Source organism: Serratia sp. NA_13 (genome assembly GCF_052691735.1).
The window spans coordinates 240,828-255,735 of the sequence record NZ_JBQZFV010000003.1; the positions used below are offsets into that span (position 1 = coordinate 240,828).

The following is a 14,908-nucleotide window of genomic DNA, read 5'->3' on the forward strand; positions in this document are numbered from 1 at the left end:
TGTGGGCCAGCGGCGCCGCAGCAAAAGGAACTTCTATGTCCAATAGCTTAATCAATACCGCGATGAGCGGGCTGAATGCGGCTCAGGTGGCGCTCAGCACCGTCAGTAACAACATCTCCAATTACAACGTGGCGGGCTATAACCGCCAGACGGCGATTTTGGCGCAGAATGGCGGCATGAGCACCATGAACGGCTTTATTGGCAATGGCGTTACCGTCACCAGTGTCAACCGCGAATACAATCAGTTTATTACCAATCAGCTGCGCGGCGCGCAGAGCCAGGCCGGGGCGCAGAACGCCTATTTCGAGAAAATTTCGCAGATCGACAACCTGCTGGCCAGTAAGACCAACACCTTGTCGACCAACATGCAGGACTTCTTCAGTAACCTGGAGAATCTGGTCAGCAACGCCGGTGATGACGCAGCGCGTCAGACGGTGCTGGGCAAAGCCAATGGTCTGGTCAATCAGTTCAATAACACCGATAAATATCTGCGCGATATGGACAGCGGCGTTAATCAGCAGCTCAGCGATAGCGCGACGCAGATCAACAGCTACAGTCAGCAGATTGCCAAACTCAATGATGAAATCACCCGCCTGCGCGGCAGTGGAGGTGAGCCGAATGCCTTACTGGATCAGCGCGACCAGTTGGTCACCGAGCTAAACCAGGTGGTGGGGGTGCAGGTAACCCAGCAGGACGGCGATGCTTATACGGTCTCTTTCGCCAACGGTCTGACTCTGGTGCAGGGCAACAACGCCTACCAGGTTGAAGCCATCCCCTCCAGCGGCGATCCTGCCCGCCTGACCCTGGGTTATAACCGCGGCAACGGCGTCAGCGAAGTGCCAGAAGGGCAAATCACCAGTGGCAGCGTTAGCGGCGTACTGAAATTCCGCAGTGAATCACTGGATGCCACACGCAATCAGCTGGGGCAACTGGCATTGGTGATGGCGGACAGCTTTAACCAACAACACCGCGCCGGGTTCGATCTCAACGGCGACGCCGGGACCGACTTCTTCAACTTTGGCGGCGGACGCGTGGTGGATAACAGCCGCAATACCGGCGATGCGGCGCTGTCGGTGTCCTACACCGATACTGGTAAGGTGAAAGCCAATGATTACCGGGTAGAGTTTGACGGTAGCAACTGGCAGGTGAGCCGCCTGCCGGACAACGTGAAGGTTAACGCCACCGCGGGTACCGATGCCGATGGCAAAGCGACGTTAAGTTTTGACGGCCTGAAGGTTGGCATCGAAGGTAACGCGCAAAAGAATGACAGCTTCACCGTGAAACCGGTCAGCGACGTAGCGGGCAGCCTGAAGGTCGCCATTACCAACTCATCAAACATTGCCGCTGCCGGTAAGGATGACAGCGGTCGTGGTGATAACGAAAACGCCAAAAAGCTTCTCGATCTGCAAACCAAGAAACTGGTCGACGGCAAGGCCACCTTCAGCGGTGCCTACGCCAGCATGGTTAGCAGCGTGGGTAACCAGACGGCATCGGCCAAGGTTTCGGTGACCTCACAGAACAATATCGTCAAGCAGTTGACTATCCAACAGCAGTCGGTTTCAGGCGTTAACCTGGATGAAGAGTACGGTGAACTGCTGCGTTTCCAGCAGTATTACATGGCTAATGCGCAGGTGATCCAGACCGCCAGCTCGATGTTTGATGCGCTGCTGAATATCCGTTGATTTCCTTTTTAACCGGGGCCGCATTGGCTCCGGTCACCGATTTTGAGGAGCCTGCACCATGCGCATGAGCACCAGCATGATGTACCAACAGAACATGTCCGGTATTACCGGCAACCAATCACTGTTTATGAAGGCGGCAGAGCAGCTTTCCACCGGTAAAAAGGTCAGCAATCCGTCCGACGATCCGCTGGCGGCATCACAGGCGGTGATGCTGGCTCAGTCCCAGTCGGAAAACACCCAGTATGCGCTGGCGCGAACCTTTGCCCGCCAAAGTGTGTCGATGGAAGAGACAGTACTGCGCGGGGCAACCGTTACCATCGGCGATATGAAGGCGCTGGTCGTCAGTGCCGGTGGTACCGAAAGCGATAACGACCGTGATTCGCTGGCTACCCAACTGCAGGGGCTGAAAGATCAATTGCTCAACCAGGCCAACAGCACTGACGGCAACGGTCGCTACATGTTTGGCGGCTTCGTCAATGACAAGCCACCGTTTGTCGATAACGGCGGTTCAGTCAGCTACGCCGGCGGTAACAAGGCCGTCGAGCAGAAAGTGGATGCCAACCGCACCATGACCATTGGCCATACCGGCGATACGGTGTTCATGTCATTGACCAGTAACCCGAAGCCGGAGCCGGACGGTAGTGCACCGGTTTCTAACGTGTTTGAAAGCATTGATATCGCGCTGAAGGCGTTGAAAACCCCCTTGAAGGACGCGGACGACGCCACCAAACAGCAGGTGAACGATGCGCTGGCCAAGGCCAACCGTGGCCTGGACAACTCCTACAACAATGTGCTCAGCGTACGTGCCGAACTGGGTAACCAACTGAAGGAAATGGATACGCTGGACAGCATTGGCAAAGAACGCAACATGATCAACCAAACGCAGATGAGTGAGCTAGTGGATGCCGATCTGGTCGAGTCGATATCGAGCTACTTTATGCAGCAGGCGGCCTTGCAGGCGTCGTACAAAACCTTCGGTGATATGCAGGGGATGTCGCTGTTCCAGATGAACCGCTGATCCCCTTCGTCTTTCCAGCTGCAGCGTTGTTACCTGCACTTGCTTACCCCAGTCACTTACTTAAGTAAGCCCCTGGGGATAAGCAAGCCTCTTTGGGTGTGCTTAGAAGGCGCTATCTCTATAGAGCATTCTTGAAACCGGGCGCACTTTTTGCACGTCACTCTTTCCCCCACGAAGGTTTGAGTGACGTGCTTTTTTTTCGCCTTATTTAACGTCGGGAAACGTTTAAATATTCAGGCGGGGAGAGGAATAACACCAGAGGCTATATTTATAGCGTAATGTTATTTTTTCTTTTTCACCAGGATCCATTTTTCACCGTTCGGCGAAGTGGATAATGAAATTTTAATACGGTTGGTTGCCCAGTGCGCCATGCCTAAGGCTCTGCGTGCTCTTCGGTTGGTTTTTGCTTTCATTTCTGTGCTCCTGAGGGTAGAGGTAAACCGCGGAGAATAAACATGCCTGTCCCGCCGGCTGACCCCGGTGGAAAAGTATTTTTATCCCTGCGGATGATGGATGTCAGAGTTTTTATTTAACTTCCCTGTGCGTTATTTAATATTTAAATTCACCCCTTTTTTTTATTCTTCGACGGCTGTTTTTACTGATGGATTTTTATTTAACAAGGCCATTCTAAGGGGGGTATTTTATTATTCAAGGCTATAAAAATAATCGAAGCCAAATCGTGTTAATTTGGTTTTTTCAAATTTTTATAGCGAGAAAGGGGTTTTACTGCCAGTTTGTCCGGCGAGGTGCGGCCGTTAAGCCGCTTGTATGAGGGTAACGCTAGGGGGTCATGCTGCCGATGACATCGGCCAGCCTGTCGAAGAACTCACCGAACAGGTGCTCACAAAACGGTGCCAGCATCGGCATCATCATGCCAATGGTCATAATGCCGATGGTCATAGTGACCGGGAAGCCGATGACAAATACCGACAGTTGCGGCGTCATGCGGTTAAGCAGGCCGAGCGCCATGTTCAGCGTCAGCAACAGGCAAATCAGTGGCAGTGCCAGCATCAGACCATTGATGAAAATCAGCGAACCGGCCTGAGTCAGTGCCAGAAAACCGTTGCCGTTGAGCGGTTCGGCCTGGATGGGCAGAGTATGGAAGCTGTCGACCAGCAGCGAAATCAGCCACAGGTGGCCGTTAAAACTGAGGAACAACAACATTGCCAGCAGGTTGAGCAGCCGCGCCAGCAGCGGGGTGTTCGGCCCGCCGCTGGGGTCAAAGAAGGTGGCGAACGACAGGCCCATCTGCATGCCGATCACTTCGCCGGCCAGGCGGATTGCCGCGAAGGCGAACTGCATGGTCAGGCCGAGCGCCACCCCGATCAGGATCTGCTGTGCGGCCAACCATAGCCCGGCGGCGGAGAAGATAGGGACGGTGCTAATGGGCAACCCAGGGGCGATCAGGATCACGACAAGTCCGCCCAGGCCAATCTTTACCTTCTTGCTGATTTGCTTTTCGCTGAACACCGGCGCAGTGCTGATCAACGCCAGAATGCGCAAAAGCGGCCAGAAATATTGGCTAAGCCAGACGCCGAACTGCGCGCTGTCAAATGTGAGCATGGTTAACCAATCAGATTCGGCAGGTTGGTGAACAGCGTACGCATATAGTCCAGCAGCAGGTTGAGCATCCAGGGGCCGGCAATCACGATGGTGGTGACCACCGCCAGAATTTTGGGGATAAACGACAATGTCATTTCGTTGATCTGGGTGGCGGCCTGCAGCAGGCTGACCACCAGACCGCTGACCAACGCGGCGAGCAGCATAGGGGCCGCCAGCGCCAGGGCCACTTTCATCGCTTCGGTGCCCAGCGCCATTACGGATTCAGGGGTCATTGGCGGCTCCGGTTATGAATAAAAACTTTGTGCCAGCGAACCCAGCAGCAACTGCCAGCCATCCACCAACACAAACAACATCAGTTTGAACGGCAGCGAGATAGTTGCCGGGGGCACCATCATCATCCCCAACGCCATCAGCACGCTGGCCACCACCAGATCGATAATCAGGAACGGAATAAACACCGTGAAGCCGATTTGGAACGCGGTTTTCAGCTCACTGGTGACGTAAGCCGGCAGCAGAATCCGCATCGGCACCGCTTCCGGCCCGGCCAGTGGTGGCAGGTTGGCGAGCTTGGCGTACAGGGCCAAATCGGTTTCACGCGTCTGGCGCAGCATAAATTCGCGCAGCGGCTGCGAGCCCTTATCCATGGCCACGTCCAGGCTGATTTTGTCCTGACTGAACGGTAGGTAGGCGTCCTGATAGACCTTGTCGAATACCGGCGACATGATGAAAAAGGTCAGGAACAGCGCCAGACCCAGCATCACCTGATTCGGTGGTGCGGAAGGGGTACCCAGCGCGTTGCGCAGTAGCCCGAGCACGATGATGATACGGGTGAAGCTGGTCATCATCAGCAGCATCGCGGGCAGGAAACTGAGCGAGGTCAGCAGCACCAGAGTTTGCACCGGCAGCGACCAGCTTTGGCCGCCGCCTGCCAACGGCTGGCTGATAAGCCCAGGCAATTGTGCGAAAGCCGCCGGGCTGATTAGCAGCAGGGCAGCGGCCAGGAGGTGTTTTCCCCTCACCCCGGCCCTCTCCCAACAGGAGAGGGGGAAGGCGGCGGTTTTCTGCCAATCCGCGCGGAGAGGAGTCATCGTCGGGGATGCTGATTGTTGAGTGTGAGTCATGCCGATTTTTCCGGACGTTTCAAAACTTTTTGCATCAGTTGGCGAAAATCAGCCGGCGCTGCGCTGTCGGTCGCGCTGTCATCTTGCGCAGGGGCAGGCATGGTATGCAGCGGGGTGATTTGCTGGGCGGTGACGCCCAGCACCAGCAAGGTGTTGTCCACCTCGACCACCACCACGCGCTCACGCTGACCGACCTGGCAGCTGGCCCGCAGGTTTAACAGTTTGCTGTTACGTGCCTGTGGGGCGAACCCCAATCGGCGAAACAGCCAGCCAGCCAGCAGGATCAGCAGCAGGATCCCGCCGAGTGCGGTACTGACCTGTGTCAGCACCGAACCGGCCGGCAGTGCCGGGGTGGCGGGTTGTAAAGTGCCCTGAGCGGGCGCGGTGGCGTTTGGGTTCATTAGCGGCTCAGGCGGCGCATACGTTCGGATGGGGTAATAATATCGGTGATGCGTACGCCGAACTTGTCGGCCACCACCACCACTTCGCCCTGGGCAATCAGATAACCGTTGATCATGATATCCAGGGGTTCACCCGCCAACCCGTCCAACGCCACGACCGAACCCTGCGACAGGCGCAGTAGCTCCTTGATGGTCATTTTGGTGCGGCCCAGTTCGACGGTCAGCTTGACCGGGATATCCAGGATCAGATCGATGTCCTGCAGGCTACCGCCGGCCTCCTGTGGTTCCAGCGATTTGAATACCGCGTCGCTGGCAGAGGTTTTGTCGGTTGCAAGCTGTTCGTTAAACGCATCAGCCCACAGATCGTCCACGGATTCCTTTCCTTCGCCAGACGGTTGCTTAGGATCACTCATTTGGGCTGTTCCTCACTCAGAGCATTCAAAATAGGGTTAATCAAATGTTCAACACGCAGGGCGTACTGCCCGTTTAACGTGCCGTATTGGCTGGTCAGTACCGGTACGCCGTCCACGTGGGCGATCAGGCGATCCGGTTTATCAATCGGTAATACGTCACCCGGCTGCAGTTTCAGGATTTTTGACAGCCGCATCGGGATATCGACGAAGTTGGCAATCAGCTCCAGTTCGGAATGCTGCACCTGTTTCACCAGCGTTTCGCGCCAGTGGCTGTCTTCCTGCCGTGAGTTTTCCAGCGGTGGGTTGGTCAGCAGTTCGCGCAGCGGCTCGATCATCGCGAACGGAATACAGATGTTGAATTCACCGCTCAGCGCACCGATCTCCACCTGGAACGGAGTGGTAACCACAATGTCGTTTGGCGAGGTAGTGATATTGGTGAATTTCACCTGCATTTCGGCGCGCACGTATTCCACGTTGATCTTGTAAATCGCGCTCCAGGCGTCGCCGTAAGCATCCAGCGCCAGACGCAGCATGCGCTTGATCACCCGCTGTTCGGTGGGGGTGAATTCGCGGCCTTCCACTTTGGTCGGAAAGCGGCCGTCGCCACCGAACAGGTTATCGACCGCGATAAACACCAGGCTCGGCGCGAACACGAACAGCGCGGTACCGCGCAGCGGGTTCAGGTGCACCAGGTTGAGGTTGGTGGGCACCGGCAGGTTGCGGGCAAATTCGTGGTACGGCTGAATTTTGATCGGGCCGACGGTAATGTCCGGGCTGCGACGCAGCAGGTTGAATAACCCCATGCGGAACTGCCGGGCAAAACGTTCGTTGATGATTTCCAGTGCGTGCAGGCGCTCACGCACCACGCGACGCTGGGTGGTCGGATCGTACGGCTTGACCTCGCTCTCATTGCTGGTGACCGCGACGGGTTCATCTCCCGCGTTGTCGCCGTTAAGCAAGGCGTCGATCTCTGCTTGTGAAAGAATGCTGTCGCCCATAGTGATTACCGCAGTATGAAGGCGGTGAACAGCACATCGCTGACCACCTGCTTCGGTTGTCCTTTAACCAGCGGCGGGCTAAGTACGTCCTTAATCTGCGCCACCAATTGCTGTTTCCCTTGTTCACTGCTCAACTTACCCGCTTCCTGACGGGACAGCAGCATCAGCAGACGACTACGCACCTCCGGCAGGAAATCGTTAAGTTGGCGGCGGGTGTTCTCGTCCGGCAAGCGTAATGTCAGGCCGATATACAACACGCGATCGGGGTTGTTATCCGGCGTCATCAGATTGACGGTAAAGGTGTCCAGCGGCATAAACACCGGTGCGGCCGGAGGTTGTGGTTTGACTGCGGGCTGTGCGTCGCTCTGGTGCTGTTTGAGCTGCCACCAGCTGTAGCCGGCTGCGCCGCAGGCGAGCAGGGTAATCAACACCAGCAGGTAAGCCAGTAACGGACGTTTATTTTTTGAGGCTGTTGGAAGGGAGTTCTGAGACATTGCTAAGCCAAATTCCTGTTGTTATACCCGTCGTCTTTCAAGTTGCAACCTAAGGTCTCGCGACGATGTGTCGCGTGTAAAAACCGCATGCATGACATAATTTGCCCTAAATAATTGGAGTTGCATCGCGGCGGCCAGTTTGTAAGTCCCCAGGAGCATAGGTAACTATGTGACTGGGGCGCGCAAACGCAACCAACAATGATGCAGCTTCAAGTATGACGGGTAGCGGTATTATCCCGTCTATTCCGGCGTGCAATAGCCAGAATAGGCGGGGAAAAGCGTGCCAGCTTGGGCGTTTGTGGTCAGTCAGGCGAAAATATCAACGCCGCTGACGGCCCGAGCCATCGCCTGCAATGCCTGTGGAGCACTGAGGGCTTCTACGGCCGGTTCGCTGCCGGCGTGGTTATCGCGATAACTTGGTTGGCCCTGTTGCCCGGCGTTTTGTTGTTGCGCCTGTTGCCCCTGCGGCATGGACTCACTGCCGACGCTGCTCTGTCCCAGGTTGATGCCGCTCTCTGCCAGCGCATGACGCAACTGTGGCATGGCGGCTTCCACGGCGGCACGTACCTGACCGTGGGCGGAGGCAATGTGCAACTGTGCCTGGCTGTCATCGAGCTTGAGGGTGATCTGCAATGCCCCCAGTTCCTGCGGATGCAGGCGCAGTTCTGCGCTTTGCTGGCCGTTGCGATGGAACATCAGCACCTGTTGGTTCAACGCCTGTTGCCACTCGGGGCTGCCAAGCTGAGCATTTAGCTGCGGCGTGGGCGGGGCGGTGACCAGCGAAGAGGCTGGAGCTGCTGCCACCGTTGGGCTGGAGACTGGCGGTGCCATCAGGTGATTGACCGGTGCCGGCGTATCGGCGCTGAATTTCAATGCAGCTGCATCCGGCTTATCCTGGGTGGCCGCAGTCTGTTGTGGTGCATCGGCGCGGCTATCCATACTGAGAGGATCTTTGCTCAGGGTCGTCGGGGTTTTCTGTGTGTCCGTTATCGGGCTGCCGGAGGCGTCCGAGGGGCGGCCCAGCGTGGCGCTCAGCACAGCCGTAGGTTGTGTCGTACCGGGTTCACCTTCAACGCTCAGTTCCCCGACGCCCGCAGCGGTGGCCGGTATCACCGGCGTTACGGCGATCGGTAGCATGGCGAACAGCGCCTGTAAGGTGGCCGCGTCGATTTCGCCGGCGGGGCGCAGGGCGGTATTTTCCGCAGTTTGATCTTTCAGCGACTCTTCACCTGGCGCTACGGCCGCCTGCTGACCGCTGGTTAATAGCGAGGGCGCCAAAAGCCCATCACGTTCGCCGAAGGTGGCCAGTAGCTGGGTTAGCTGGTTGCGGCTCAGCGGCGTGGTGTCCTCGTCTGCGCTCAGCGCCATCGGCGACAGCTTGCCTGCAGCCTTATCGGCCGGCAGTACACGTGCACCGAGCAGTTGAGCAAAGGCGGACGAAAGGGAGGACTCATCCAGCGGTAACTGTGCGTCTGGTAGTAATCCGCTGTCGCCTGGGGTCGACAGACCTGGCAATAGGTTGAGGTTCATGGGTGGATATTCCTTTGTGCACTGCGTTGAGCAAACTCATCCATCAGTTTTTGATCCCGTTTATTCTCCAACTGCAGTTCCGCACTTTGGGCGCGGGTATGCAGGGTTTCGAAGGCATTCAGCCGTTGCTGTTTGTCCTGCCAGTGTTTCACCGCGCTCTCGACCTTTTGCACCCACTGCGTCAGTTGCTGGCGATGCTGGGTGATGGCCTGCTCCAGCGTGCCGATAAACTGCTGGTAGTTCTGCCAGTTGGACGATTCCATGCCGCCGATCAGTTGGTTATTCAGCTTTTGGCGGTACTCATCCTGATAATTGAGCAGCATGGAAAGCTGCTGCTCTGCTGCCTGCTGTGCCTTGCGCACCTGGCCCAATTGCTGCGTCGCCTGTTCTACTGCGTCCTGCGCCAAATCGCGCAGGGTAATCAGGGGGGACTGTGGTTTCATCGGGTTTTCGCCTTTGGTGACGTTAAACGATCAACTGCTGTAACTGTTGGCAGGCGTCGTCATAACCGCTGCGTTCAAAAATGCCCTGTTGCAGATAAGCTTCCATCTGCGGGTACAGCGCCATCGCCTTGTCCAGCAAAGGATCGCTGCCTGAGACGTAGGCACCGACGCTGATCAAATCGCGGTTGCGTTGATAGCTGGCCAGCATCTGTTTGAAGTTACGCACCCGGCGGTAGTGTTCCTCATTGATCAGCGAGGTCATGGCACGGCTGATTGAGGCTTCAATGTCGATTGCCGGGTAGTGACCGGCCTCCGCCAGTCGTCGCGACAGCACCACGTGACCATCGAGGATGGCGCGCGCCGAGTCGGCAATCGGATCCTGCTGGTCATCGCCTTCGGTCAGTACGGTATAGAAGGCGGTAATTGAACCGCCACCGCTGATGCCGTTGCCCGCACGTTCCACCAGCGCAGGCAATTTGGCGAACACTGACGGCGGATAGCCTTTGGTGGCCGGTGGCTCGCCGATGGCCAGGGCAATTTCACGCTGCGCCATGGCATAGCGGGTCAGCGAATCCATAATCAGCAGTACGTGCTGACCGCGATCGCGGAAGTCCTCGGCGATACGCGTGGCATAGGCTGCCCCCTGCATGCGCAGCAGCGGCGAGACGTCAGCCGGCGCGGCAATCACCACTGAACGTGCCCGCCCCTCGGGGCCGAGGATGTTTTCGATAAAGTCCTTGACCTCGCGGCCGCGTTCGCCGATCAGCCCGACGACAATAACGTCGGCCTGGGTATAACGCGCCATCATACCCAGCAGCACGCTTTTACCGACGCCGGAACCGGCGAACAGCCCCATGCGCTGGCCGCGACCGACGGTTAACAGACCATTAATGGTGCGGACACCGACATCCAGTACCTGTTCGATAGGCGTACGCTGTAACGGATTGAACGGGGCGGTGATCAGCGGCGCACGATAGCCGGTTTCCGGTGCGGGCAGGCCGTCCAGCGGCTTGGCACTGCCGTCCAGCACCCGACCAAGCAAGGCCGGGCCGAGCGGCAGCTGTTTACCGGCACTTTGCCCTTCCGGCGAGACGCGGGCATAAACCCGTGCGCCGGGCACAATGCCTTCCACTTCTTCCAGCGGCATCAGGAACAGTCGCTGGCCGTTAAAACCGACCACTTCGCTCTCGACTTCCTGAACTTCACCCCCGTCGTGACGTTCGATCAGGCAGGTAGCGCCGATCGGCAGTTGCAGCCCGGTGGCTTCCAGTACCAGCCCGGTTGCGCGCGTCAGGCGGCCGTAACGACGAACCGTCGGGGTGTGTGCGATGCGTTTTTCCAACGTGTCCAGCGAAGTTAGCCAGCGGCCGAGTCGAAGCGTCATTACACTTCTCCCGGAGCCGCCAGGCGGCAGAGTTCGTGCCAGCGGGTCGCCAGGCTGGCGTCGAGGTCGCCTTCATCGGCGCTGACTTTGCAACCGCCAGGGTGCAGTTGGCCATCTGCCAGCAGCCGCCAGCCATGCAGGCTGAGCGTCGCGCCCAGTTGTTGTTCTATACGCTGATAATCATCAGGATGCACACGTAACTGGGGCTTGCCGCTGAACATCGGCTCTTGCTGAATCAACTGCTGTATCTGCGCCAGCAGGGCGGTGCCGTCACACACTGGCGGTTGACCGAGCACCTGTTTGGCGGCGGTCAACGCCAACTGCATCAGGCGCGAGGCGATCACGCTGTCCAGTGCGTCCAGAGTATGCTGGAATTCAGTCACCAGTTGTTGCCAGTGGGCGGTCAGCGGTTGCTGTTGCTGTTGCGCCTCCAGCAAGCCCTGTTGGCGGCCTTCTTCCATGCCGGCCTGGAACCCGGCTTCGTAGCCCTTTTGCTGGCCGTCGGCATAGCCCAACTGCTGGCCTTGCTGCTCTGCCTGCAGGCGCAATTGGGCCAATTGCTGTTCCTGAACTACAGTGTCGTCCAGGGGGGAGCCGAAAGACTCCACTGGCGGCAGCGGCAGTGGCTCCACCACCGCTTTCGGCTCGGTCAGATCGTTAAGCGACCAGGGTTGCCAGGGCAGGGTGTTAATGCGATCAGACATAGGTGTCCTCGCCACCGCCGATAATCATTTCGCCGCTCTCCGCCAAACGACGGACGACCAGCAGGATGGCTTTCTGTTCGTTCTCGACCTGCGACATGCGTACCGGGCCACGGTTGGCCAGGTCGTCGCGCAGAATATCGGCGGCGCGTTGCGACATATTCTTGAGGAACTTCTCGCGCAGCGGCTGTTCCGCCCCTTTGAGCGCCACCAGCAAGGATTCGCCTTCCACTTCCTGCAACAGGCGCTGGATGCTGCGGTCGTCGACTTCCACCAGGTTTTCGAACAGGAACATTTCGTCGATGATCTTCTGTGCCAGCTCGCCGTCGTATTCGCGCATGGCGTCGATAACCGCTTCTTCCTGCTGATTTTTCATCAGGTTGATAATCTCGGCTGCGGTGCGAACCCCGCCCATTTTGCTGCGTTTGAGATTCTGGCCGTCAAGCAAGTTGTTCAGCACTTCGGTCAGTTCCGCCAGCGCTGCCGGTTGCACGCCGCCGAAGGTGGCGATACGCAGCATCACGTCGTTGCGCAAGCGTTCGTCGAACAGTGCCAAAATATCCGCCGCCTGGCCACGCTTCAAGTGAACCAGAATGGTGGCGATGATTTGCGGATGTTCGTCGCGGATCAGATCGGCGGCGCTCATCGGTTCCATAAAGTTGAGCGTTTCCATGCCGGTGGTGGTCTCGCGGGATTCGAGAATATCCTCCAACAGGCTGGAGGCACGCTCTTCGCCCAGCGCTTTAACCAGCACCGAACGCAGGTAGTCACTGGCGTTGACGCTCAGTGCCGCATATTGTTCGGCGTCATCTTCAAATTCGCGCAGTATTTCATTGAGTTGTTTGTGCGATACCTGGCTCATGCTGGCCATGGTGCCGCTCAACTGCTGGACTTCACGCGAGGAGAGGTGTTTGAACACCTCGGCGGCGCGATCTTCACCCAAGGTCATTAGCAGGATGGCGCTTTTTTCGGTTCCGGTCAGACTCATAATTCGTTGCTCATCCATTGGCGGATTACCAGAGCGACCACGCGTGGGTCTTTATCAGCCAGATCGCGGATCCGCTGGCTCTGGACTTCTGCACTGACGCGCTGTTGTGATTTACGGTGCTGCGCCAGCTCCTCATTACTCTGTTTATTGCTCTCTGCCGGTTTGGCCATAGGCGCATTGGCGGCGGCGATAGCGGATTTTTGTACGGCCTGACGGTTTTGCAACTGCGGACGTACCAGTTTGCGCCATAGCAACCAGCCGACCAGCAGGACCAGCAGATAGCGACCGGCGTCGAACAGACGGTCGATAAACGCCTGGCTTTGCCAGAACGGCAACTCACCACCGGTGACTTCGTTATCGGTAAACGGCGTGTTGACCACGTTGAGCGTGTCGCCGCGGGTGCTGGAGAAGCCCATGGACTCGCGCACCAGCGATTCGATCTGCGCCAACTGCTCTTTACTCATCGGCAGCGGTTTGCCGTCTTTATCAGTACCGCGATAGTTAACCACCACCGCCACCGACAACCGCTGTACCGTCCCGGCTTTTTGCTGAGTATGGCGAATGGTGCGATCGACTTCGTAGTTGGTGGTTTCATCCCGGCGAGAATTCTGCGGCCCCGAGGCTGCGCTGCGGGTGGTCGCGGCATTGGGCTGGGTGGCGGCGTTATTGCCGGTGGCCGCCGGTTTGGCGGTTTCAATTGGCGCGGTAGCCGGTGCGGTAGGCTGATTGGACAAGGCACCCGGTACGCCGCCGACCAGTGGCCCGCCAATTTGATCGCTTTGACTCATCTGTTTGGAGCGGACGGCGGCCTTATTCGGCAGTTGGTTCGGTTGGTATTCTTCGTCGGTTTGTTCGCGGGTGGTAAAATCAATCTGCGCGGTGACCTGAGCGCGCGCATTACCGTTACCGACCATTGGTGCCAAAATCGCTTCGATACGGCGCTGGTAGCGGCTTTCCACTTCGTTGGCGTACTTGAGCTGTGCGGCGTTCAGATCGCGCCCGGCACCGTCAGACTGGGTCAGCAGGCGACCGGATTGATCGACCACGGTCACGTTGCCCGGCGGCAGGCCGGCGACGCTGCTCGAGACCATATAAACGATGGCGTTGATCTGGCCGTCATCCAACGCGCGGCCGGGTTGCAGCGTCAGGGTCACCGAGGCGGAAGGGGATTTTTGCTCGCGCACGAACAGCGAGGGTTTTGGCAGAGCCAGATGCACCCGGGCGTTTTGTACCGGCCCCAGTGATTCGATGGTGCGCGACAATTCGCCTTCCAGAGCACGCTGGTAGTTGATTTGCTCACTGAACTGGCTGATGCCGAATTTTTCCTGATCCAGCAGTTCGAAGCCAACGGCACCGCCTTTCGGCAGGCCCAACTGCGCCAGACGCAGGCGGGTTTCGTGCACTTTGTCTGCCGGGATCAGCAGCGCCGCGCCGTTCTCGGCGAAGCGGTAGGGGATATTCATTTGCGTCAGCTGGGTGACGATGGCACCGCCGTCGCGATCGTTAATGTTGCTGTATAGCACCCGGTAATCAGGACTTTTTGCCCATAACAGCAGCGCAACCACAATGGCGATAGCGGCGGAACCGGCGATCAGCAGTGGGATTTTCGGGTTGGCGCGCAGACGGTCCCACATGGCTTGCAGGCCATTATCGCGGCTTTCGGTGGCGGAGATTGAAGCACTCATTTTAGCCAGTGTCCTTCAATGACGCTCAGGATCCGGTTCGGGCCACGGCGTAGCTCCCTGCCAGGCTGATGAACGATGTGGTTAGCGTTGTGTGACAAAACAGACTCCCTGATACACATATAAATACACCCTATGCCTTTCAAGTTGCAGCTAGGCGGCCAGCTCGCTCATCTCCAGGCGCTTACTCGAGTAAGTCACTGGGGTGAGCGACAAATCTGTCAGGAACAGATTTGAACGCTGCTCGCAGCGGCCCCGACGGGGCAAGACCCACGGATGGGTCTTGTAAAGCAGATAACAACGCTGCAACTTGAAAGACGACGGGTATAGCGGCGCTCCCATTTCTGGGCAAGCCATTATTTCCCCTTACTCACTATTTCGATGGCCCGATAAGCCGGGTTTTTTGCAGTTAATTAGCCGCTTTAGGATAAAAACACTGTGTTAGGGTGTGCAGCATCAAAGTAGTGCCTGCCGCCATCATGGCCGGCAG

The 14,908-nt window shown here is 57.6% G+C and carries 16 protein-coding genes; 2 read left to right on the top strand and 14 right to left on the bottom strand.

Annotation, left to right across the window (positions count from 1 at the left end):
- The first annotated feature begins 35 nt into the window (after positions 1 to 35).
- The gene (gene flgK, locus ACUTSU_RS07820) at positions 36 to 1,682 is read left to right on the top strand and encodes a flagellar hook-associated protein FlgK (RefSeq protein ID WP_261094497.1); all 1,647 of its coding nucleotides are present in this window, start codon (positions 36 to 38) and stop codon (positions 1,680 to 1,682) included.
- 58 nt (positions 1,683 to 1,740) lie between these two features.
- Positions 1,741 to 2,700 carry a flagellar hook-associated protein FlgL gene (gene flgL, locus ACUTSU_RS07825; RefSeq protein ID WP_445650514.1) on the top strand — a complete coding sequence of 320 codons (960 nt, stop codon included), beginning with the start codon at positions 1,741 to 1,743 and terminating at the stop codon, positions 2,698 to 2,700.
- Positions 2,701 to 2,981: 281 nt separating this feature from the next.
- Here flgL and sra read toward each other — a convergent pair whose 3' ends face one another.
- The 14 genes from sra to fliF all read right to left on the bottom strand — a co-directional run bounded on the left by sra (position 2,982) and on the right by fliF (position 14,421).
- The gene (gene sra, locus ACUTSU_RS07830; RefSeq protein WP_445650515.1) at positions 2,982 to 3,113 is read right to left on the bottom strand and encodes a stationary-phase-induced ribosome-associated protein; all 132 of its coding nucleotides are present in this window, start codon (positions 3,111 to 3,113) and stop codon (positions 2,982 to 2,984) included.
- A gap of 367 nt (positions 3,114 to 3,480) precedes the next feature.
- The gene (gene fliR / locus ACUTSU_RS07835) at positions 3,481 to 4,263 is read right to left on the bottom strand and encodes a flagellar biosynthetic protein FliR (protein WP_445650516.1); all 783 of its coding nucleotides are present in this window, start codon (positions 4,261 to 4,263) and stop codon (positions 3,481 to 3,483) included.
- Between the two features lie 2 nt (positions 4,264 to 4,265).
- Positions 4,266 to 4,535: a flagellar biosynthesis protein FliQ gene (fliQ, locus tag ACUTSU_RS07840; RefSeq protein WP_445650517.1), complete on the bottom strand. Its 270-nt coding sequence runs from the start codon at positions 4,533 to 4,535 to the stop codon at positions 4,266 to 4,268.
- Positions 4,536 to 4,547: 12 nt separating this feature from the next.
- Positions 4,548 to 5,282: a flagellar type III secretion system pore protein FliP gene (gene fliP / locus ACUTSU_RS07845; protein WP_445650518.1), complete on the bottom strand. Its 735-nt coding sequence runs from the start codon at positions 5,280 to 5,282 to the stop codon at positions 4,548 to 4,550.
- A 98-nt stretch (positions 5,283 to 5,380) separates the two neighbouring features.
- Positions 5,381 to 5,785 carry a flagellar biosynthetic protein FliO gene (gene fliO / locus ACUTSU_RS07850; protein ID WP_261123102.1) on the bottom strand — a complete coding sequence of 135 codons (405 nt, stop codon included), beginning with the start codon at positions 5,783 to 5,785 and terminating at the stop codon, positions 5,381 to 5,383.
- Complete coding sequence (gene fliN / locus ACUTSU_RS07855) at positions 5,785 to 6,198, bottom strand: flagellar motor switch protein FliN (protein ID WP_135317022.1); 414 nt, start codon at positions 6,196 to 6,198, stop codon at positions 5,785 to 5,787. Before fliN ends, fliO begins: the two co-directional genes overlap by 1 nt.
- Positions 6,195 to 7,196: a flagellar motor switch protein FliM gene (gene fliM / locus ACUTSU_RS07860; RefSeq protein ID WP_445650519.1), complete on the bottom strand. Its 1,002-nt coding sequence runs from the start codon at positions 7,194 to 7,196 to the stop codon at positions 6,195 to 6,197. The genes fliN and fliM overlap by 4 nt, the downstream gene beginning before the upstream one ends.
- 5 nt (positions 7,197 to 7,201) lie before the next feature.
- Positions 7,202 to 7,690 carry a flagellar basal body-associated protein FliL gene (gene fliL, locus ACUTSU_RS07865; RefSeq protein WP_445650520.1) on the bottom strand — a complete coding sequence of 163 codons (489 nt, stop codon included), beginning with the start codon at positions 7,688 to 7,690 and terminating at the stop codon, positions 7,202 to 7,204.
- A 306-nt stretch (positions 7,691 to 7,996) separates the two neighbouring features.
- Positions 7,997 to 9,220 (bottom strand): flagellar hook-length control protein FliK, encoded by a 1,224-nt coding sequence (locus ACUTSU_RS07870; RefSeq protein WP_445650521.1) that lies wholly within the window; start codon positions 9,218 to 9,220, stop codon positions 7,997 to 7,999.
- A complete protein-coding gene (gene fliJ, locus ACUTSU_RS07875; RefSeq protein WP_445650522.1) occupies positions 9,217 to 9,663 on the bottom strand; it encodes a flagellar export protein FliJ in 447 nt (148 codons plus the stop codon). The genes ACUTSU_RS07870 and fliJ overlap by 4 nt, the downstream gene beginning before the upstream one ends.
- A gap of 22 nt (positions 9,664 to 9,685) precedes the next feature.
- Positions 9,686 to 11,047: a flagellar protein export ATPase FliI gene (gene fliI, locus ACUTSU_RS07880; protein WP_445650523.1), complete on the bottom strand. Its 1,362-nt coding sequence runs from the start codon at positions 11,045 to 11,047 to the stop codon at positions 9,686 to 9,688.
- Positions 11,047 to 11,751, bottom strand: a complete 705-nt coding sequence (fliH, locus tag ACUTSU_RS07885) for a flagellar assembly protein FliH (protein ID WP_445650524.1) — start codon at positions 11,749 to 11,751, stop codon at positions 11,047 to 11,049. The genes fliI and fliH overlap by 1 nt, the downstream gene beginning before the upstream one ends.
- Positions 11,744 to 12,736 (bottom strand): flagellar motor switch protein FliG, encoded by a 993-nt coding sequence (gene fliG, locus ACUTSU_RS07890; protein WP_445650525.1) that lies wholly within the window; start codon positions 12,734 to 12,736, stop codon positions 11,744 to 11,746. Before fliG ends, fliH begins: the two co-directional genes overlap by 8 nt.
- Positions 12,733 to 14,421: a flagellar basal-body MS-ring/collar protein FliF gene (gene fliF / locus ACUTSU_RS07895; protein WP_445653985.1), complete on the bottom strand. Its 1,689-nt coding sequence runs from the start codon at positions 14,419 to 14,421 to the stop codon at positions 12,733 to 12,735. The genes fliG and fliF overlap by 4 nt, the downstream gene beginning before the upstream one ends.
- Positions 14,422 to 14,908 lie beyond the last annotated feature (487 nt).